This window comes from Parasphingorhabdus sp. NYA22 (assembly GCF_976973735.1).
On record NZ_OZ333478.1, the window covers coordinates 96,659 to 117,537 of the forward strand.

At 54.4% G+C, this 20,879-nt stretch carries 17 protein-coding genes and 1 other annotated feature; of the genes, 2 read left to right on the forward strand and 15 right to left on the reverse strand.

The window, feature by feature from the left end; genetic code table 11:
• Nucleotides 1-116: 116 nt before the first annotated feature.
• The 15 genes from ACWFTY_RS17470 to ACWFTY_RS17540 all read right to left on the reverse strand — a co-directional run bounded on the left by ACWFTY_RS17470 (nt 117) and on the right by ACWFTY_RS17540 (nt 17,107).
• Nucleotides 117-1,007, reverse strand: a complete 891-nt coding sequence (locus tag ACWFTY_RS17470; protein WP_447527015.1) for a cation diffusion facilitator family transporter — start codon at nt 1,005-1,007, stop codon at nt 117-119.
• Between the two features lie 29 nt (nt 1,008-1,036).
• On the reverse strand, nt 1,037-1,681 hold the full coding sequence (locus tag ACWFTY_RS17475) for a cation diffusion facilitator family transporter (RefSeq protein ID WP_335657495.1): 645 nt from the start codon (nt 1,679-1,681) through the stop codon (nt 1,037-1,039).
• A complete protein-coding gene (locus tag ACWFTY_RS17480; protein WP_335657496.1) occupies nt 1,645-2,022 on the reverse strand; it encodes a SpoIIAA family protein in 378 nt (125 codons plus the stop codon). Before ACWFTY_RS17480 ends, ACWFTY_RS17475 begins: the two co-directional genes overlap by 37 nt.
• 186 nt (nt 2,023-2,208) lie before the next feature.
• A complete protein-coding gene (locus ACWFTY_RS17485) occupies nt 2,209-2,997 on the reverse strand; it encodes a phosphatase PAP2 family protein (protein WP_447526950.1) in 789 nt (262 codons plus the stop codon).
• 25 nt (nt 2,998-3,022) lie between these two features.
• On the reverse strand, nt 3,023-3,832 hold the full coding sequence (locus tag ACWFTY_RS17490) for an AlbA family DNA-binding domain-containing protein (RefSeq protein ID WP_335657498.1): 810 nt from the start codon (nt 3,830-3,832) through the stop codon (nt 3,023-3,025).
• Between the two features lie 230 nt (nt 3,833-4,062).
• Entirely contained in the window at nt 4,063-4,566 is a 504-nt protein-coding gene (locus ACWFTY_RS17495) for an SRPBCC family protein (protein ID WP_442955330.1), read from the reverse strand.
• 25 nt (nt 4,567-4,591) lie between these two features.
• Nucleotides 4,592-4,885 (reverse strand): TFIIB-type zinc ribbon-containing protein, encoded by a 294-nt coding sequence (locus ACWFTY_RS17500; RefSeq protein ID WP_335657500.1) that lies wholly within the window; start codon nt 4,883-4,885, stop codon nt 4,592-4,594.
• A complete protein-coding gene (locus ACWFTY_RS17505) occupies nt 4,882-5,307 on the reverse strand; it encodes a hypothetical protein (RefSeq protein WP_335657501.1) in 426 nt (141 codons plus the stop codon). The genes ACWFTY_RS17500 and ACWFTY_RS17505 overlap by 4 nt, the downstream gene beginning before the upstream one ends.
• The gene (locus tag ACWFTY_RS17510) at nt 5,304-7,772 is read right to left on the reverse strand and encodes a heavy metal translocating P-type ATPase (protein WP_335661005.1); all 2,469 of its coding nucleotides are present in this window, start codon (nt 7,770-7,772) and stop codon (nt 5,304-5,306) included. The genes ACWFTY_RS17505 and ACWFTY_RS17510 overlap by 4 nt, the downstream gene beginning before the upstream one ends.
• Nucleotides 7,773-8,340: 568 nt before the next feature.
• The gene (locus tag ACWFTY_RS17515; RefSeq protein ID WP_335657503.1) at nt 8,341-8,685 is read right to left on the reverse strand and encodes a DUF190 domain-containing protein; all 345 of its coding nucleotides are present in this window, start codon (nt 8,683-8,685) and stop codon (nt 8,341-8,343) included.
• Between the two features lie 11 nt (nt 8,686-8,696).
• Nucleotides 8,697-11,942 (reverse strand): efflux RND transporter permease subunit, encoded by a 3,246-nt coding sequence (locus ACWFTY_RS17520; RefSeq protein WP_335657504.1) that lies wholly within the window; start codon nt 11,940-11,942, stop codon nt 8,697-8,699.
• Nucleotides 11,943-11,945: 3 nt separating this feature from the next.
• Nucleotides 11,946-13,091, reverse strand: a complete 1,146-nt coding sequence (locus ACWFTY_RS17525) for an efflux RND transporter periplasmic adaptor subunit (RefSeq protein ID WP_335657505.1) — start codon at nt 13,089-13,091, stop codon at nt 11,946-11,948.
• An 11-nt stretch (nt 13,092-13,102) separates the two neighbouring features.
• Nucleotides 13,103-14,356 (reverse strand): TolC family protein, encoded by a 1,254-nt coding sequence (locus ACWFTY_RS17530; protein WP_335657506.1) that lies wholly within the window; start codon nt 14,354-14,356, stop codon nt 13,103-13,105.
• A gap of 814 nt (nt 14,357-15,170) precedes the next feature.
• Nucleotides 15,171-15,638, reverse strand: a complete 468-nt coding sequence (locus ACWFTY_RS17535) for a redoxin domain-containing protein (protein WP_335657507.1) — start codon at nt 15,636-15,638, stop codon at nt 15,171-15,173.
• Nucleotides 15,639-15,878: 240 nt separating this feature from the next.
• A protein-coding gene (locus tag ACWFTY_RS17540) for an IS3 family transposase (RefSeq protein ID WP_422343068.1) occupies nt 15,879-17,107 on the reverse strand; the annotation gives its coding sequence in 2 pieces (ribosomal slippage) (nt 15,879-16,819 and nt 16,819-17,107; 1,230 coding nt in all).
• Nucleotides 16,710-16,826, reverse strand: a sequence feature (AL1L pseudoknot). (Overlaps the previous gene by 117 nt.)
• 195 nt (nt 17,108-17,302) lie before the next feature.
• Here ACWFTY_RS17540 and ACWFTY_RS17545 point away from each other — a divergent pair.
• Nucleotides 17,303-19,258, forward strand: a complete 1,956-nt coding sequence (locus ACWFTY_RS17545; RefSeq protein ID WP_447526951.1) for an FTR1 family protein — start codon at nt 17,303-17,305, stop codon at nt 19,256-19,258.
• On the forward strand, nt 19,255-20,859 hold the full coding sequence (locus ACWFTY_RS17550) for a multicopper oxidase family protein (protein WP_447526952.1): 1,605 nt from the start codon (nt 19,255-19,257) through the stop codon (nt 20,857-20,859). Before ACWFTY_RS17545 ends, ACWFTY_RS17550 begins: the two co-directional genes overlap by 4 nt.
• Nucleotides 20,860-20,879 lie beyond the last annotated feature (20 nt).

A 20,879-nucleotide genomic window follows, 5' to 3' on the forward strand; every position in this document is an offset into this window, starting at 1 on the left:
CCAACTAATCCCATAATTTGCTTTCGGATATTATTATTACCTAGCGCCTGATGTAAGCAGGATCCTAAAATATCCCCGAAGGCAGCATTCTGAAATTCGCATGGAATATTATGTGGTCACTCATGGTTGTGACGCCTTTCATGAGTTGGCACAAGTTCGGGCGAGCAGTCTGTTTCTAGACAAGACTCGAATGTCGCATGCTTAATATCATATTTTTCGGCCAATGCCGAGCGTGCCGACGCTTTAACCGCTTCAAACGATTCCAGTGATTTTTCCTTCGGGACGAGATGTGCTTCTAGAGAAAGGCTGTGCTCACTGATACTCCACAAATGAACATGGTGAACACTCTTGACGCCATTAGTCTGGCGTAGCGTTTCTACAATCTCGTCGAATTCCAAGTCATCTGGAACCGCGCCCATGAGCAGCCGGACAGTTTTCGGTAACAATGTTATTCCTTGATAAATAACGTATACTGCGATTGCGATCGTGATGATAAGGTCAGCGATATACAGATCATATAGCAAGATCAAAATACCTGCGACTATGACCCCTACCGAAGCTAGCGCATCGGATACATTGTGAAGAAAGGCGGCCTTCATGTTAAGGCTCTCCTTTGAACTTGCATACACCATGATAGCTGTGACTAGGTCGATAACGAGTGCGATTCCTGCGACAATGATAACAGTCCAGCCTTCAATGGGCTGCGGATCAGCAAAACGGTTGATTGCCTCAACAAGCAGGTAAAAGCCAATAATCAGAAGTGTGGTTAAATTTATGAGCGCTGCTACCACTTCCCCGCGGGCATATCCGAATGTCATGAACGCGTCTGCAGGACGCCTACCAATGCGGCGCGCAAACAAGGCCAAAGCGAGCGAAGCCGCGTCACTGAAATTGTGCAAAGCATCCGCAATCAGTGCAAGCGATCCGGATAATACCCCCCCAATGATTTGGGCGATGGTCAATAAAACATTGATCACAACCGCAAACAAAAGTCGGCCATCACTCATATTGTCACTGCCGTGATCGTGGCCGGCGCTCAATGGATATCTCCCTTTTCATCATGCTTGTCCTGATGGGCATCCCGCAAAATGTCTATGCCTCCATACACCGCTACCCCTGCGACGGCGATGCCAACTAGGAGGTCCGGCCAATTTGCACCGGTGAACAGAACAATGACGCCAGCTATAATGATACCGCCATTGGATATGAAATCGTTGAAGCTAAATGTTGTCGCTGCTCGTAAATTTACATCTTTGTCTTGGATTTTTTGAAGTAGGCGCAATGATAAAAGATTAACTACGGCAGCAACAGCAGCCATGGCCATCATTAGCCATCCCCCCGGTTCAGACCCTTCAACGAAACGCCTACCCACATCTAAAATCACCCCCACGGCAAAAATCAGAAGCATTACCCCCGAAACACGCGCGGCCGCGCGCTTCCATTTTTGAGACCGCGAGAGCGCAAGCAAGCTAAGAGCATAGACAACAGCGTCAGATGAATTGTCGAGCCCGTTCGCAATTAACGCACTTGAATCGGCTAAAATGCCGGTTCCGAAAAAGGCGATTGCAATCGCAACATTCAACGCCAGCACGATCCACAGAGTTCTGCGCTTGTCCGGAGAATCTAGGTTTACAGATGTTTCGCTCACCCATTCTTCTCCGTCGAGCCAGTCCTGGCCCATTTTTCGGCTTTCTCAATATCTTTTAAGTCAAAGTATCGCATGTCACCGCTAAACAGAGGGGCAGAAAATTTCGTTCCCCATTCCACCCATTTTTTGTGGCCGACAATGGCGATACGTCCAAATTGGTCCTTATGGCGAATATCAAATTTTAGATCACGCCACAGCCCGCCGATGTTCCATCCAGAAAAATCGGATTTCAGTTCAATTAGCATCGGAACTGTTCCAGGTGTTCGCTGCGCTATACGTTCAAACAATGGCACAAATGCATCGAAATCTTCCGCGCCCAACTTTTCGCCTGCTTCTATAAAAATCAGCCCTTCACTTTCTCTTGCTGTCAGCATTTTACATCCCTTTTAAGTTCTTCAATAAATTGCGACTTGTTGCTTGCAATTTCGAAACGGTCTCCGATTCCGAGCTTACGACTTTTATTCGTATCATCTTAGCCGCTACCTCTAGATTATCCAGAAAATCTGCTAGAGGCACCACGGCCCTTTCCATATTTCTCGAGTATTTTCTTGACAGTATCTTCATCGTGCTTGCTTTGAACTGTAACGACTGAAGGCGGTCGGTGAATCTGGAATGCTGTCTTTCAAGAACCACAAGCAGCACCATCCCAGTCCAAAAATCCATCCCCCCAAAACATCGCTTGGCCAATGGACGCCCAAAGCAATCCTCGATATGCCAATCAATGCAGCCAATATAAACGCACCAGAAAGCAGGCAAACCCGTGCATATTTTCCCGGTACAATTTTGAATAAAGCCACTGCTATCAAGATATAAACGATGGTCGAATTTGCAGCATGACCGCTTGGAAAACTAGCGGAATTGGGAACAGAAAGATATTCTACAATCGAAGGCCGAGGTCTGCCGAAAAAGTCTTTCGATAAGGATATTATCCAAAACCCGCCCATGGATAAAGCGGACAATAGAAACGCATTAAGATAGGCTCTTTTTGCGATCAAAAAGCCAGAGACTGCCAAAATAACAAAAATCAGAAAAATTGAATCCCCCAAAAAGGAGACGTTGCGAACAACTTGTGGAAGCCAGCCTGGACCAACCAAAAGATCCGAGTTTTTCATAGACCTAAAAGCAAGCAAGAGGGTTTTATCTATTTTGTCCAAATGCCCTTTCGCCACCTCTGACCAAAGTACTAAAAAAATTGCCCCCATAATGCTCGATGGCATCAGTTTGAAGCCCAATGGAAAAGGAAGTCGTCGGCCTTTCGAACCTTTTCCATTTTGCATTTTGAGCATCACTCTTCCAAAGCCAATAAAGTCAGCAAAAAATTCTGATCTCGGTGTATCAGAGCAAAACAATGAACTATGATTTCGTAGGACACCTTTAGTTGTTCCCAATAGGACTGCGTTGTGCGATATGGTCTTGCGCTTCCCGAACATCTAACTCACGCGTGGAATTTCCTAACCGCACGAAATATCTCGAAATATTGCCATCTTTTAGATAAACTGGCTCAAACGCGGAATCTACGATCACCCAGCATATGGTATGGCCCCCATAATCCAAGAATTGGATGTGGACCATTGTGGCGGCATTGGCTCCCAATTGATTATTCACCAAATCAATAAGAGCGCGTTCAAATCCATCTTGGCTTTTACTTCTTAAGGTCTTGCAATCTAATTCAATGCCCTTGATTGTGCCATCATCAGAAAGGCCAATCAGTAGATTTCCGCCGCGATGGTTCATAAATCCGGCAAGCGATTTAGCTATAACCTTTTCCAATTTTTTATTTACTCGGCCTTCCTTTACATCCCAGCGCAACGACTCTTTAAATTCAGTAGTCTCGCTCTCTCCTGCCGCAATAAGCATTGGCAATTGATCGGAGAGTTGCCTTTTTAGAATATGTGACTTTTCTCTGCTTTTTTCAGACAAGGTTTCGACTAAATCCAAGACCAAGGCCAAACCAGCGCCTAAACCGGCAAAAAGCAGGTTCATAGGAAACATTTCGAAACTGGTGGACTCTCTAATCCGCCACCATAGGAAATCGGCAGCGGTATCTGAGGGTGTCGATAATAGCTGATTGAACTCAAGCCAGAAAATTAGCGTGACCAGGGGGTGTAGAAGGATGACACCTACTAATGCACCTATTACAATCTTGAAAGAAATCGGGATACGTTGATGTAAATTTATTAGCATTTCTCAACCGTTGACATAAAAAGCTTCATCTCAATTCCAGTACTTATTGAGGATACATATTCGTCTTCTTAAAAAAGAAGTTGCTGCGCGAGTAATAGTGGTCAAGTATCGCCGTGGGCGGTGGGGGATGCGCCCACGGCGTGACCCGGGCCGCAAGGGAAGATGGCAACGTCTGTTGGGTGCCTTTCTCCCGAGAAATAGCTTGCGGAGGGCCAATCTGCATTAAATTTTCAATCAATCGGCCGAAATCCTCTCCTAACGCGCTTCTTAACTTTCGCAGACGGCCATGAACGCCGGAGATGCCGTTGAAACTGCTTATCCGTGGTCTCAAGTATCAGGTTGAAATTGGTCATCATTCTCCTGAGTTTCAGCGCCGAAAGCGGACCGGTGCAGTGAAATCTGTGAACCAAGCGCGATCCGACAGACTCGGGCGCTATCAGGTAGCTCTCCTCAACCGAAATCAGCCCTCTAAAGCCAAAGCGAAAGGAAATGTGTCTCTGGTGCTCAAGAACCGAGATGCGAGCGTTGATGATGAAAAATCCTCGCTTGCTTTTTTTCATTCTGAATGAGTACTTTACAATCGCATCGAGCGCGAGTGAGCCGGAGATGCGTATGAACGGGTTCCAATGTCCATAATCCTCAAAGCGCGTCAGTGCTGACCAGACTTTAGTCGGCGAGGCATGCAAGATTGTTTCATTTTCTTGGGTAAACACGCTTTCCCCCTGACCAGCCATTCATAAGGCGATTCATCTGCATGGTTCAGTCGAACAGGTCGGAAAGAAAGCTGCGTCGGCGCTTATACCCGTGGTGCTTCGATCGTTGACGGTCATCGTGCGCCGAAAAACCGGGGCTTGATCGACCCTCATCGCGCGGCCGCGATACCGTGACGGCTTCGGATCGCTCGATGATTTTATCAAGCTCGCCCCGATCAAGCCACACACCCCGGCACTGTGGACAGAAATCAATCTCCACGCCCTGTCGATCCGAGATAGACAGCGTCACTTGGCAAATGGGACAGAGCATGCCTTTGCCTGTTGCCGTTGATGAATTCATGATAATCTCCTCTCAGTTAGCTGATGTTCGAACTCTTCTAAGCCTCGATACTCGCCAACGTCAGTGGTCAGCAAAACTTGATTTCGTGCTCCGCGATCGAGACGTGGTTTGACCGGTATCAGCGAGAATTGAATGCCGCCGTCGACGGCGGTGCGGCACTCCGTTTCCAATGACACCGGACTGGATATCACCTTGCGACTGAAGCTCATTTCAAACAGCGTGCCTCCAAAGTAGTTGAGATCGCGCGCATCGGACGCGCCGATGGCGGCAAACAACCTAAAATTGGAGACGAGGGCGGCACATCGGGTGGTTACGAACTGCGCTGCGGCTTCTGAGAAGTTTCTGCTCGGCATTGAGCATATCGAGGATATTTCGCGTTTCTCCGCAATTTTGAGCACAAATCCCTTCGAAAGTAAGCTCATTGGGCACCCCTGTCTTGATAGCCAAGCAAACGGAGCGCATTGAAAACGACGAGCAGCGTCGAGCCTTCATGGACCAGAATCGCAGGGCCTATTCCAAGACCCATGATCGTCGCCGGCACCAGGAAGGCGACCACACCCAAGCTGACGATCAGGTTCTGCCGAATGATCCAGCGGGTGCTGCGGCTCAGGCCGATGGCAAACGGTAGATGTGCGAGGTCATCGGCCATAAGCGCGACATCGGCAGTCTCGAGTGCGACGTCGGATCCCGCAGCTCCCATTGCAATACCCACGGAAGCATTCGCGATAGCGGGAGCATCGTTGACACCATCACCTACCATCGCGACCGGCGCGTCGGCGCGAAGCTTTTTGATTGCCTCGACCTTATCCTCTGGCATCAGGTCGCCCCAGGCTTCTTCGATGCCGACTTCGGCGGCTACCGCACTGGCTACCCGCTGATTGTCGCCTGACATCATCACCATACGCTGGATTCCTAGCGCTCTAAGTCGCTCTATCGTTTCTTTTGCGGCTGTGCGCGGTGTGTCCATGAGTCCGATTGCACCCAGGTCGCGCTGACCAGTGCGCACGACCATCGTCGTGCGCCCTTGCTCGCGCAGAATCTCAATCGTCTGGGCCGTCTCCGCCGTAAGGGGAGCGATTCCATCTCGACCGAACATCTCAGCCTTGCCAATCAGCACCACCTTCCCGTCAACACGCGCCTGCACGCCGCGGCCTGTTAGGCTGACGAGGTCGACCGCCTCTGGAACCGGTTGACCATCGAGAAATTGCTCACCATCTCGCGCGATCGCTTCCGCCAGCGGGTGATCACTGAGTCTTTCGACAGCGATCGCAATTTTCATGAGTTCGGCGTTGTCCACTCCCATTGATGGCGCGACGTCAGTAATGCGAGGGCGCCCTTCGGTAAGCGTGCCAGTCTTATCGAAGGCCAGCGCATTCAGCGAACCTAAAGTCTCAAGCGGTCCGCCGCCCTTGATTAGCACGCCACCACGAGCCGCCCGAGCGATGCCCGATAAAACGGCGCTCGGCGTCGCGATGGCGAGCGCGCAGGGGCTGGCCGCTACAAGCACGGCCATTGCCCTATAAAAGCTGTCGCGGAACGGTTCATCGATGACAACCCAAGCGAACAACAGCATGACCACCAGCGCGAGAACGGAGGGCACGAACACCCGCTCAAAACGGTCGGTGAAGCGCTGGGTTGGAGATTTCTGTGTCTCCGCCTCACTCACCATCTTGACCACCTTGGCCAGCGTCGTGTCGGCAGCAAGGCGTGTGACAGCGATTTCGATCGCGCCTTGACCATTTATGGTCCCCGCAAATACTCGGTGCTGGGCGGAAACCTTGTCAGATTGGGCTGCTGCCAGCGCCCTATCCGGTACCGGCTCCTTATCGACGGGGACGCTTTCGCCCGTGACGGGTGCCTGATTGATGCTTGATCGCCCAACTACAATGAACCCATCTGCAGGCAGACGTGCGTTCGGCTTTACGATCACGGTATCGCCGATAACGAGATCTTCGACGGAGATTTCGCTCAGACGGCCATCCCCTCGACGTACTAAGGCTGTACGTGGTGCCAGCTCAGCCAAAGCCTCGATCGCGCGCTTTGCCCGGCCCATCGCATAATGTTCAAGTGCATGCCCCAAGCTAAACAGAAACAAGAGTAGTGCGCCTTCGGCCCAAGCGCCCAAAGCGCCCGCGCCAGCTGCCGCCACGAGCATCAGCGTGTCGATCTCGAAGCGTTTGAGGAGCAAATTCTCAAACGCCTCGCGGAGTGTGAACCAACCGCCAAATATATAGGCGGCAAAGTAGCAGGCGATCGGCATCCAAGCAGGGGCCTCAGTCAGTTTCTCGATCGCAAACCCAGTTGCCAGCGCCCCCCCGCAAATCAGCGAAAAGATCAGTTCGGTGTTAGGCCCAAAGAGGTTGCTGTGGGCGTGCTCCCCTTCTTGGTGACCCTGCTTGGGCGGCTCTTTCGCGGCGTTGGCTGATATTGATATCCGTTCGGCTCGTTGAAGGACCCCCATCTCGGCCAGCGTCTTACTGATTTCCGCCTCTCTCACCTCGGATCGACTGAATTCCACACTAATTGTGCCTGCCGCGCTCGCCTCGACTTCGATGACACCCGGCAAATTTCGAAGCCGGTCGGCGACCGTGCGTGCCTTGCGAGCGTGGGTCAGTCCGTCAACCGTCCAGTGGATATGCTGATATTTTTCTGTCAGCGCCGCGCCAGTGCCTTTGGCAATCTCGCGCACGCGTTGGAGCGACAGGAAGTCAGGATCATAATGGATGCAAAGTTGTGCCGGAGTGTCATCATGGCTCGCGACGACATGTGCGTCCCGAACGCCCGCCCTACCTCGCAATTCGTTAGTGAGTCTGCCTATGCAGCGGTCAGCTACATCTTTTACTTCCGGCAGCAAAAGCGGAATGTCGAGGCGCACTAGATCTTTCATTGCTGTTCCCTTCATCCGATCGTCCCACGCATGGGAGAGCGCAGCGCCGAAGTGGTTGGTTTTCGCCGATGGTGTGGTGCGGGCGCGTCGAACGCCCGCACCACATGATGCCCGCTCTGGCGGAAACAGAACGACCTGAGTCCGAGCGAGCAGCGCGAATCCTTGAATTGTATGGTAGCCGATGTTCGTGAGGATGGCGCCCCAGCAAACTGCCGGCTCTGACTAGCCGAGGTCACAAGAATTGTCTCGCAATCATAAATTCTAGCCATGAAACGTTTTTTCAATAGCAAAGTTGGTGCTTGAACTGAGTGTTTTGCTGCAACTATGCCAGATGAATTCCTTCCTCGATCTGGAGTGGCCTGTTGATGCCTGCGACGAAGCCCCAAACCTTTGCCACGGGCACGGGCAATGGATACGAGTTCTCTACCGTCAAGACACCTCGTTACCCCGCCGGCGCCGGAAATTGTCCCTGCTTTGCGGCTAGACAGATCAAACTCAATGGGATGGTCCAGCCTGTCATGCGCGATGCTCACCGCATCACACCAATTGAGGCGAGATGCGGCGCAAATCATGGGCGGGCTTCGAAAAATGCTTGCCGGGCCTTCCCGCCAAGCACCTCCACTGCTTCCAGTGTCATCAGCCCGACATCCGGAATATCGCCAAGATTACCGACAAACGTCCGTAACCGCTCTTCCTCATCGACGATCTCGATGACAACAGCTCGGTCGCTTTCGAATACGTGACGACGATGCACATGGGCCGAGCGGCCAAAGCCCAAGCGCGCATCCAGAACGGTAGCCCCCGCCATACCGGCCTCCCGGGCGCGGGAGGCGATCACTTCGAGAACTCTACGATCTCCGAGATAAGCTCCCTCGTCCGTGTATATCCGCAACAATTTGACCGTCTGTGTCATTATCTTCTCCTTTATGCCGGTTCTGGCGCAGCCTGCGGGGCATTCTCGGTCCGCTTGCGCTTGCGGTTTTCGATTGCGCCGAGCACAACCTTCGCGATTGACGGCAACACCAAAAGAGTAAGGATAGTTGCAGCTATCAATCCCCCGATGACCGTAACCGCGAGCGGTTTCTGGACTTCAGCCCCCGTCCCGGTAGCAATTGCCATCGGAATGAAGCCGATGGCCGGAACAAATCCAGTCATAATGACTGCACGCATCTTCTCGGTCATGCCTTCCCGAATCGCCTCAACTAGAGGCAGCCCATGTTCCTGACGCTCACGAATGGCCGTCATCACAACCAGACCGTTCAGAACCGAAACACCGGCCAGCACGATAAGCCCAACCGCTGCCGAGACGGAGAAGTTGATACCGGTTAGGGCGAGCGTGAATATCCCTCCGGCCAATCCAAGTGGCAAAGTCAGGAAGACTGCAGTTGCCCGGCCGACCGACCCAAGGGCCATGAACAGCAAGCCGAAGATAGCAACAAAGGCAAGCGGCACTACGATCGACAGTCGCGCGGTCGCCGCTTGCAAATTTTGGAATTGTCCGCCCCATTCCAGATAATAGCCGGTAGGCAGATCCACTTCGGCGATCTTGGCCTGCGCCTCTGCCACGAACGAACCTGCATCGCGGTCCTCCAGATTCATCTGGACAACCACCCTGCGCTTTCCGTTTTCGCGCCGTATCTCGTTAAGCCCTTCACTCAACTGGATATTCGCTACTTGCGACAGCGGGATCTGTTGACGGATTTCGCCGGGTTCTTCGGGCAACAGCACAGGAAGCGCACGAATATCATCAAGGTTAACCCGCGTTTCGTCGGGCACGCGCACCGTGATGTCGTAACGGCGATCGCCCTCGTAGAGTAGCCCGGATTCCCGCCCGCCGAGTGCCGTAGCAACAGTGTCCGCCACTTCTTTGACAGTGAGCCCGTAGCGAGCAATCATCGCCCGATCCAGCTTCACATCAAGCAAGGGCGCACCCCCGACCTGATCCGCCTTCACGCTTGCCGCACCTGGAATGGCTTGAAGCACCTGCACCATTTCATTTGCAGTCTGTGACATTTTGTCGAGATCGTCACCATAGAGCTTGATTGCCACGTCACCGCGTACACCCGAAATCAGCTCGTTGAAGCGCAGCTCGATTGGCTGGCTGACTTCGTAGACCTGCCCGAGCTGACCGCTCAAGGCCTCCTCGATGCGTTCAACCACGTCTGCCTTGCTGTTCACTCCTGCCGGCCATTCTTCGTCCGGCTTCAAGATGACGAACCCGTCCGAGATATTGGGCGGCATCGGATCGGTAGCAACCTCTGCCGTGCCGGTCTTGGAAAACATTAGTTCAACTTCAGGAAGCTGGGCAACAGCCGCTTCGACTTTGCGCTGCATCGTAAGGGATTGATCAACGCTGACCGAGGGGACGCGCGTCGAGGCAATCGCTAGATTCTTTTCGTCAAGTTGAGGAATGAATTCCGAGCCAAGTAATCCGAAGACTGGAAATGCTGCTAGGAAGAATGCCAAGCCCCCCGCGATGAACGGCATGGGCCGAGCAAGCGCCTTGTCGAGCAGAGGCAGATAGCGGTCCTTGCTCTTGCGGATCATCCACACTTCTTTTTCGGCAACGCGCCCGCGAATGAGCAGTGCCACCAGTGCAGGCACCAGCGTGATCGAGAGAATGAACGCCGAGAACAGCGCCAGCATGATCGTGATTGCCATGGGCGAGAAGGTCTTGCCCTCAACACCGGTGAACAACAGCAGCGGTGCGAAGGACAGCAATATGATCGCCTGCCCGAACACGGTCGGTTTGATCATTTCCTGCGAAGCGTGCATCGTTTCCTCGAGCCGTTCATGGATCGTGAGCAGCCTCCCTTCGCGTTCCTGCCGGTGTGCCAGTCGCGCGAGACAATTTTCGATGATGATGACCGCCCCATCGACGATCAGACCGAAATCGAGCGCGCCCAGACTCATGAGATTACCTGGCACGCCAAAGGTGTTCATTCCGGTCGCCATCATCAGGAAGGAGAATGGAATAACCAGAGCTGCGATAATCGCCGCGCGCCAGTTTCCCAAAAACAAGAAGAGCGCAACAGCGACCAGCAGCGCGCCTTCACTAAGATTGGTTTCGACCGTCCCGACGGTCGCACTGACCAACTCGGCGCGATTTAGGACGATGTTTACACTAACCCCGGGTGGCAGCGTCTGCGAAACCTGATCAATTTTCTCTGTTACGGATTCAGCTATAATCCGGCTGTTCTGATCAATCAACATAAGCACGGTGCCAATCACCGCTTCCTTGCCGTTCAGACTGCCTGCGCCGGTGCGTAAATCGCCGCCAACCTTCACGTTAGCAATCTGACCAACCGTGATCGGAATCCCACCGCGCGTGGCCACCACCGCGTTTCGAATTTGATCGCCGGACCGCACCCGCGCATCAACACGAACGAGATAGGCTTCACCGCTACGGTTGTAGAAATTGGCGCCCACAGCAAGGTTGGCATTCTCCAGGGCTTCGCCGAGTTCGCTGTAGGAAATTCCGTAGTTGGAAAGCTTTACCGGATCGGGCTCAACCACAAATGTCTTGGCATATCCACCGATTGAATCGACGCCTGCAACACCGCGCACCGCCTTCAGCTGGGGGCCGATAATCCAGTCTTGCACGGTTCGCAGATATCCTGCTTTCGAAACTTCGTCGGTCAGCAATTCGCCTTCAGGTGTAAGATAGCTGCCATCCGGCTGCCATCCAGCTCGCCCGGCCACTTTCTTTGCACCCTTGCCATCCGGATTGGTGTACCCCACGGTATACATAACAATTTCGCCCAAGCCGGTGGTAACCGGGCCTATCTGCGGCTGCACGCCGTCGGGTAGGTTTTCGGTAACTTGGGTTAGCCGCTCGCCTACCTGTTGCCGGGCGAAATACAGATCGGTGGATTCGGAGAAGATCGCCGTAACCTGACTGAACCCATTGCGCGATATCGAACGGGTCGTCTCAAGTCCCGGGATACCGGCCAGAGAAATTTCGACTGGGTAAGTGACCAGCTTCTCTATTTCCTCAGGCGAAAGACGCGGGTCGACAGTGTTTATTTGGACCTGGTTACTCGTGATGTCGGGTACAGCATCAATCGGAAGCTGGAACAACTGCCAAGTGCCCAATGCGGCCACCGCGAGGAACAGGAATAGGACCATCCAGCGTGCACGGACGGAAAGCGCAATAAGTCGTGCAATCATGATCTAGTGCTCCCCGCCTTCGCCCTTGCCAAGTTCGGCCTTCAGCAAAAATGCGTTGGTGGTGGCGATTTTTTCGCCCGACTTGAGTCCTGCTACAATTTCAACACGGCCAGCGCTTCGCCGCCCAATAGTGACATTGCGTGCGCGGAACCCATCAGGGGTTCTAACAAAGATAACATCCTTGCCTTCGAGTGTTTGCAGCGATTCCTCTGGCACAACGATAGCGTCCGAGGTCTCGCCCCGGCTCGGCATCAGGCGAACACGCACGGGAAGCCCGGGCTGCAGGCTTCCTTGTACGTCTAGCACGGCGGTGGCCGAACGCGTTTCACCGCCAAGGCCAGGCGTTATTGCGCGCACGCGAGACTCGATTGTCTGACCATCGGGCAACTCGACCGTCGCTTGGTCACCAATGGCAAGTCGCTGAACTTCAACCGACCCCACCGCAGCTTCAATCTGAACCTTCGACGGATTAGCGACACGGTATAGTTCGGTACCTGCAGTTACATAACTCCCTAACGTTGCGTTGGCTTCCGTAATCCGGCCAGAGATCAAGCTGGATACCGCAAGGTAGCGTCCGTCGCCGGTAACCTTGGCTGCGCTTGCTGCTGATTTGGATCGCCGCAATTCAGCTTCGGCTCCGGCCAGCTCAGCCTGTGCCAATTCCAAATCCTGCCGAGCGGTAACGCGTTCGTCGAATAACTTTTTCTCGCGGGCATAAGCAGATCGGGCCACCGCTGCGCGGGCAGCCGCAGCGGTGCGTTCGGCGGCAATATCCGATGCATCGCGGCTTTCAAGAAACGCGATCGGTTCGCCTGCGCGCACGTAATCGCCGAGCCGCTTGACTACACGGGTAATTGCGCCGTCCGCCCGAGCAGTCAGGACCGCTTCCCCGTCAGGGGCAGCAGTAACCATACCTTGCGCGATGATTTCTGCGCCGAGGCCGCCGGCCTGGATTGTTTCGGTAGCGAGGCCCGCCGCTTTTACGCGGGCGGCATCCATTTCAACCAGGCTTTCGTCATGATTTTCTTCAACTTCGGCTGCAGCTTCTTCCCGCACTGGAGAAGAAGTTTTGCCGGGCCAGAACATTACGACACCAGCAATGACCAGAATGATAAGGCCGATTAAGACGGCCAAGCGTGTACGATTCATGACTAAATTCCTCATTGGGTGGCCAGCCAGATCAGCTGCGCAGCTAGTTGGTCCCGATCTTCCTTAGCTTGGATCAAAGCTTCGCGAATGCCATCGCGTGCCTCGGCGGCGGCCAGGACTTCGATCAACGGAAACTTGCCGTTGCGGTAGCCAATCCGAACCAGCCGTAACGCTTCCTCAGCCTGGGGTAGCGAGGCTTCAGACAAAGTTTCTGCCCGAGTTTCGGCCGCCAGATATCGTGATCGGGTTTGGGTGATTGCAAGTTCGAAGTCTGTCCTGATTATCGCTTCTTGCGCGGTTGCAGCGCGAAGCCGTGATTGCGCAGCAGCGATATTGCCCTGATTGCGGTTGGCGAAAGGCAGAGGGATCGTCACTCCAACCAGGAAGGCATTGTCCTTGCTTTCCTCGAATCGGCGGACACCGGCCGAGATGACTGGATCCGGCACGGCGAGAGACCTCTCTCGATCAATAGCGGCATCAGCCGCTTCACGCTCGGCTTGGGCGATCTGCAAACGCAGCGATGTATCTCTAGCCAGAAGTGCTGCGGGCGGTTCAATCTTAGGGAAAACCGGTTGAACCACTGGGAGTTGCGCGCTTTCCCCCCACAAGGCGGCGAGCGCGCTGCGGGCGGCAAGATCGCCAACCTGAGCAGCCTCCAGAGCCGCCTGCGCTTCGGCAAGAGTAGCTTGGGCGCGCAGCGCGCGCAAAGGCGGCTCACGACCTACTTCGACCAAAACACGTGCAATGCGCGCAAGTTCACTGTTGCGCTCGACAATATCGCGCGCCAGCTCAAGGCGGGCGGAAGCCGCAATAGCTCCGACATAGCGCTCACGTACCGACAGTGCGAGCCCGGCAGCTGAAAGGTCACCCTGAAGCGCGGTGACGCGAGCCTCTGCCTCAGCCGAACGTATACGTGACCCGCGCTTGCCACCCAGTTCTAACCGCTGGCCAACCGAAAGCGTGTATTCGGTTGCTCTGAGGCCTGAAAAAGCGCCGGTCCCGGCGATGTTTTCCGCCTCAAAAGACACTTCTGGATTGGGCCGCAAGCGGGCTTGGTCGATGAGTGCGCGAGCCGCCTCAGTCTCGGCTCGCGGACCGACGAGGCGCGGGTTGTTTTCGGCGCCCGGCGCGCTCCCGGAAACTCCGGCACGGCTCAAGGCATCTTCGAGCGACAGGACCGTACGATCCTGTGCACCGAGGGGTTCGGTGAACAGGGCGAGGCCAAGCCCGGACAAAAGGGCGCCTCGCCAAATGATGGCAAACATGAATGAAAACTTCCTCTAATGACAAACTGACGGCACGCGCCGAGGCCAAGCCTAGCTAAGCCTCAATTGTCAGAATATCGGAGGTCGGAAAGTGTCTGAATGATCCGGTGGGGGAAGACTTGAGCCGCCTCGCACCAGCCTGACCTGAGCTACCACAATAGGCTCGGGCGGTTGGGCGACTACCTCAGGGATACCAATTTGATGGCCATGACAGCCACTACAATTAGTCGAGGTTTTCGTAGGATCGGGCTGCTTATCGTCGCCTTGCTTCGAAAAGTCCACACAATCGTCTACTGACGCAACAGCGCTGGAGCACGAACTGGAATCCAGCTCGGCAGCTTCAGCCATCGCCCCCGCGGTCATTCCCGTAACGAGGAAAAGACTAACAATAATGTGCAACCATTTTTTCATCTAGCTGGCTCTTAATTTCCCGTGGGTTAAAAGGAAAGGAAAAAATGCAAGAATCTTTCGGTTTCTAAGTATCGCCCTTGCAATAGAATTTACAACTCCGCCATCGGGACATATGAAGCCAGGCCGTTTGCCGGCTTCGCCGACGACCAATGTGCACGGCCAAGCCGCTATTTGCATAACTCAAGACGGGCTATGACATTCGCAGACAACCATAATCTGGAGACCGCTGTAACAATCCCTATGAAACAGAATGCCACTTCGAGCATGCCCGCAGTACCTGTATCACCGAACGGATAGACGCGCTACGCGGGATGCGCGATATCAGAGATTAGCGAAAAACATAATCCTCCTGAATTCCGTCGGACTTACTACAAACAATAGACATCCTGATCCTTTAGTTACTCTAGAAATTTTCTAGCCCGTTGCGGGCTTGTAATTCACGTTTCGCCGGGGCTCGTATAGCTAAGGGCCTAAGGGTTTTGTTAGGAGAGATGATAAACACAGAACGTACTGTCAAAGTATCGTCCGCATTTGGGTGTATTATGCCATAGAGCTCGGCAATCTGACGGTCAGCATCCGCTATCATCGGAAAATGTAGTGCATAACCTTGTGTTTCGGCAATGTCGCCAACCCAAACGTAATTATCTTCGAGAGGATCTACACTGAGTCCGATAACCTTCACGTCACGACGGACAAACTCTGGGTTAAATCCTGCCACTGCACTCAGGTCGGCCGTACTGACCGGTGTAAAGTCCTTCGGATGCGAAAACAGCACCGGCCAGGACCCATTCATCCATTTATGCAAGTTGATCGGACCGTCGGTAGTGTCAGCAGTGAAATCAGGGACTATATCTTCAAGTTGCAAACTCATTTTGTTTCTCCTCATTTGGGCACTGAGGCGCTATCCTGCCATAGCAAGCATAACGCTGGCCAATGCTAAAGCACCTCACGCGCAATCACGATGCCCTCTGTAGCGACTATAAGGATCAAGAGAAAAATACGCTGGCGAGCTGCGCAAAGCAGCTTAATCGGCAAAAATTTTGCTTTTCCTCAGCGGCGATGGTGAACGCTTTGAACCGCCCCGGGATTGCCGGAGGCCATTTGGTTTAAGTTAAGCGGCCATGTTGGTTTCGTCCAGCATGGCGTAGTAGTTTTTCTCAGCTTCCACGGGCGGGATATTGCCGATGGGTTCCAGCAGCCTTTTATTGTTGAACCAGTCTACCCATTCCAGTGTGGCATATTCGACGGCCTCTAACGACCGCCATGGTCCGCGCCGGTGGATTACCTCTGCCTTGTAAAGGCCATTGATTGTTTCAGCCAAAGCGTTGTCATAGCTGTCGCCGACGCTGCCGACCGATGGTTCGATGCCTGCCTCGGCCAAGCGTTCAGTATATTTGATCGATACATATTGACTTCCGCGATCGCTGTGATGGATCAGACCGCCGCGATGCGTGGGCCTGCGATCATGTAAAGCCTGCTCCAAAGCATCGAGAACAAAGCTGGCATGGGCGGTTCGGCTCACCCGCCAGCCAACAATGTAGCGGGCGTAAACATCGATCACGAAGGCGACATAGACAAAGCCCGCCCAGGTTGCGACATAGGTAAAATCTGACACCCACAGCATATTGGGCGCTGGCGAGTGGAACTGCCGGTTCACATGGTCAAGCGGACAAGGCGCTGCTTTATCGCTGACCGTGGTGCGCACTGGCTTGCCTCGTATCACGCCTGCCAAGCCCATGTCGTGCATCAGCCGTTCGACCGTGCAGCGTGCAATATCATAGCCTTCACGCTTCATCTGCCGCCAGACCTTGCGCACGCCATATACCCCGAAGTTCTCGGCAAACACTCGGGCCACCTCCGGCTTCAGCAGTATATCGCGCTGCGCGCGGGCTGACATGCGTGATGGATCTTGCCGCTTGGCCACATGACTATAATAGGTTGACGGGGCGATCGGCAGCAACTTGCAGATCGGCTCGACCCCATAAGATCCACGGTTATCGTCGATAAACGTGATCATCGCTTGAACGGGCGGTCGAGCTCCGCCTGAGCAAAATAAGCCGATGCCTTACGTAAAATCTCGTTGGCCTGGCGCAGTTCGCGGTTCTCGCGTTCCAGTGCTTTTAGCTTGTCAGCAACATCGCTGGGAACCCCGGCGCGCGTGCCGCTATCCACTTCCGCTCGCTTGACCCATTCATGCAGTGTCGGCGGTGAGCAGCCGATCTTCTGAGAAATGGACACCACCGCTGCCCAGCGCGATGGATAATCCTGTCTGTGCTCCAGCACCATGCGGGTCGCCCGTTCGCGAACCTCCGGTGAAAACTTGTTTGTGGTCTTGCTCATAATAGCTCCTTCTACTCAAGAGTTGGAGCCTCCGGCAATCCCGGGGCGGTTCACTTTTAGCTATTGCGAACAAGAAACCTCTTGATCCTGTAGCCACTACAGTAAGTATGCACTCCGTATGTCGGTTAGCGATTCGCCTGATGCCGACGCTCGTAAGGTTCAACGAGGGCACAAGAACGAGGGCACAAGAATGTGATGCGGCTTACATTACAGATTATCGTGGCCGCGCTCTTTTTTGCGTCGAGCAATAGCGCGCCTGCGTTAGCTGCTGGCCCAGAACAGGCCGACGCAGCGACGGCTTGGCGGCTTCTGGATTATATTGCGGTCGATTATGCCGAAGCAGTTTCCGAAGGGGCTATCACAAGTCGCGGCGAGTATGACGAGATGGTAGAATTTTCTCAATCCGCAAACGAGCGGATCGCGGACCTTCCCCTCACCACTGCCAAGCCCGATCTAGTAAGACTAGCCGCTCGGTTAAAGCGCGCAATAGCGGACAAGGCACCGGCTGACAAAGTAGCCGAACTTGCGCGCACGCTTGGCCGCGAAGTGTTGCTCGCCTATCCTGTGTCCCTGGCTCCCTCCGCTATGCCCAATTTCTCGCGCACGGCGACATTGTACGCGCAGCAATGTGCGTCCTGCCATGGGCCAAGCGGAGGCGGAGACGGTTCGCTCGCGGCAGGATTGGACCCGCCGCCGGCTGCATTCTCCGACTTCTCTAGGGCCCGGCAACGCAGTGTTTTCAGCCTATACCAGGTCATCAACCAAGGCATCGGCGGAACGGCGATGGCGAGTTTTGCGCAGCTCGACAGTGCGGATCAATGGGCATTGGCCTTCTATGTCGGCGCATTCTCATTCTCCAAAGCCGATGCACGCAGGGGTGAGAAAATATGGAATGCGGAGCCAAACTTACGTCGGCGGTTTTCGAATCTCGAAACGCTCACTCAGATTACCCCGGCACAGCTGGCGCAAGAAATAGGCGAGGAAAAGGCCCGTGCACTAGCCGCATTTCTCCGGAAAATGCCCGAAAAAACGACAACCAGTCGTGCTGAGGGACTCGATATCGCACGCGCACGGCTGCGCGCGAGTGTTTCAGCCTATGATTCCGGCGACCGGGACGGAGCTTCTGATCTTGCATTATCTGCCTATCTTGATGGTTTCGAGCCACTCGAACCGATGTTGGCGGTGCGAGATGCGGGACTCCTGACCCAGATTGAAAGCTCGATGGGCGCTCTGAGAGCGGCGATTGGCCGGGGTGCGACAACTGCGGAGGTACGACTACAAGCGAGTGAGTTGGTTGAATTGTTCGATCAAGCGGACAATGTTCTCGAGCGAGAGGCGGGAGACTGGGTATCGAGCTTTGTAGGCTCGTTTACAATCTTGCTTCGCGAAGGACTTGAGGCACTTCTGATCGTCGTCGCCATGACCGCCTTTCTGCGCAAGGCGGGTCGTCCAGAAGGCATCCGCTACGTCCATGCAGGCTGGGTTGCGGCGCTGGCCGGGGGAGCAGCGACATGGTTCGCAGCCACCCGGCTAATCGCCGTCAGCGGCGCAAGCCGCGAGCTCACCGAAGGATTTGGCTCTCTACTCGCAGCGGCCGTGCTGGTCTCTGTGGGCATTTGGATGCACAGCAAGTCGCAGGCCGGCGAATGGCAACGTTATATCCAGAAAACCATGAGTAGAGCGCTTTCGCGAGGATCCAGCTGGTTCCTGTTCGGTCTTGCTTTCCTCGTGGTCTACAGGGAGGTTTTCGAGACAATCTTGTTTTACGCGGCGTTGTGGACCGAACGAAACGGGGGGGCAGTTCTTGCGGGCGCCGGTACAGCCATTGGATTCTTGGTAGCAATCGCGTGGGCGATGCTGCGATATAGCCGCAAGCTGCCCATAGGGAAGTTACTTAATTACAGCGCAATCCTTATTGCCATATTGGCGGTGGTGTTGATCGGCAAAGGGATCGCAGGGCTCCAGGAGGCGGGAATGGTCGGCATAACGCCGTGGCCATTCGTGCCCCGTATCGAAATGCTTGGCGTATTCCCGGCGTCGCAGCCGCTGATAGCGCAGTTCTTATTGATTGTGATCATCGCGTTTGGCTTCTGGAGAAATATTCGGGGGAATGATCCCCTTCCTCATAAACCGCAGGAGAAAAACTCATGACAAACAGACGATCCCTCCTTGGAGGAGCCGCGATCGGCGGCGGCGTGCTCGTGATCGGAGGCATCGCTGCACGGGAATTTCTTGGAGGCGGACGGTCATCATATATATCCTCTGGCTCTGTCAATCCACTGCAGATACCCACGCTTTATCCTGGCAAAGTTGAAGGTGGTGTCCGGATATTTGATCTGAATCTGCAGCGGGGCACCTCACGTTTCTTGAAGGGCGTCGATACGCCCACCATCGGTATCAACCAACCTTATCTCGGCCCAACACTCGAAATGTATGCTGGCGACACCGTTCGGATGAACGTCAGCAGCGAGCTTTCCGAGACGGCAACGGTACACTGGCACGGCTTCCATTTGCCGGCACGCGCCGACGGCGGGCCGCATCAGCCGATAGAGCCAGGCGGAAAATGGTCGCCGAGCTTCGAGGTGCGCCAGCGCGCGTCTATGTTCTGGTATCATTCACATGCACTTCATCGCTCCGGGCCGCAAGTCTATCAAGGATTGGCTGGCGCGATCTATGTACGCGATACTGAAAGCGAGCGACTCGACCTGCCGAACGATTACGGGATCGACGATGTTCCGCTGATCGTGCAGGACCGGGCCTTCAACCGCGACGGCAGCCTGTTTTATTCCACGTCAATGCGCAATGTCATGATGGGGATGACGGGTAATACGATGCTCGTCAACGGTACTGTTAATCCGGTATTCGAGGCGCGCAGCAATCTCCTGAGGCTCCGCTTGCTCAATGGTTCGAACGCGCGCTTCTATCGCTTTGCATTCGACGACGGCCGCAGCTTCGCTCAGGTCGCAAGCGATGGCGGTCTCCTTGAACAGCCATATCGTACGAACAATGTCATACTGGCCCCTGGAGAGCGTACACAAATCGTGATCGATCTAAGTGATGGCAGTCCGGTCGCGTTTTTGGCGGACAGCATCGAGACGATGGGAATGATGGGAGGCGGCGGGATGCAAAACCGCGGCATGATGAGCGGCAACGATCGAATGGGTGACGGCATGGGGGACAGACGTGAGGGTCGCGGAGAAATGATGGATCGCGGGATGAGGACAAACGGCGAGGGCATGATGAACGAAAGGCAGCGCTTCACGGTGCTGAATATCCGTCCTACGGCTCAACGGCGCAAGGCGATCACCATGCCCACCCGGCTGCTCTCGCTGCCTCGCGTCGATCCGACAGATGCGGTTCGGACGCGCAGATTTGTCCTCAATATGGGGATGGGCATGAGTATGATGCGCGGCGGTGGCTTTACAATCAACGGCCAGTCCATGGATATGCAGCGCATCGACGAGACGGTAAAAGTCAACACGACAGAAATCTGGCAGATTGAGAATGCTTCGATGATGGCGCATCCCTTTCATATTCACGATGTGCAATTCCGCGTGCTTGACCGCAATGGTCGCGCGCCCGGCCCAGAAGAACGGGGGCTAAAGGATACAGTCACCGTGGCACCGCGCGAGGTCGTTCGGGTTATTTTGCGGTTCGAAGAATATACTGACCCGGACCTGCCCTATATGTACCATTGCCACATTCTGGAACACGAGGATGCTGGTATGATGGGGCAGTTCGTCGTCGTATGAGATTAATGCAAATCATCAAG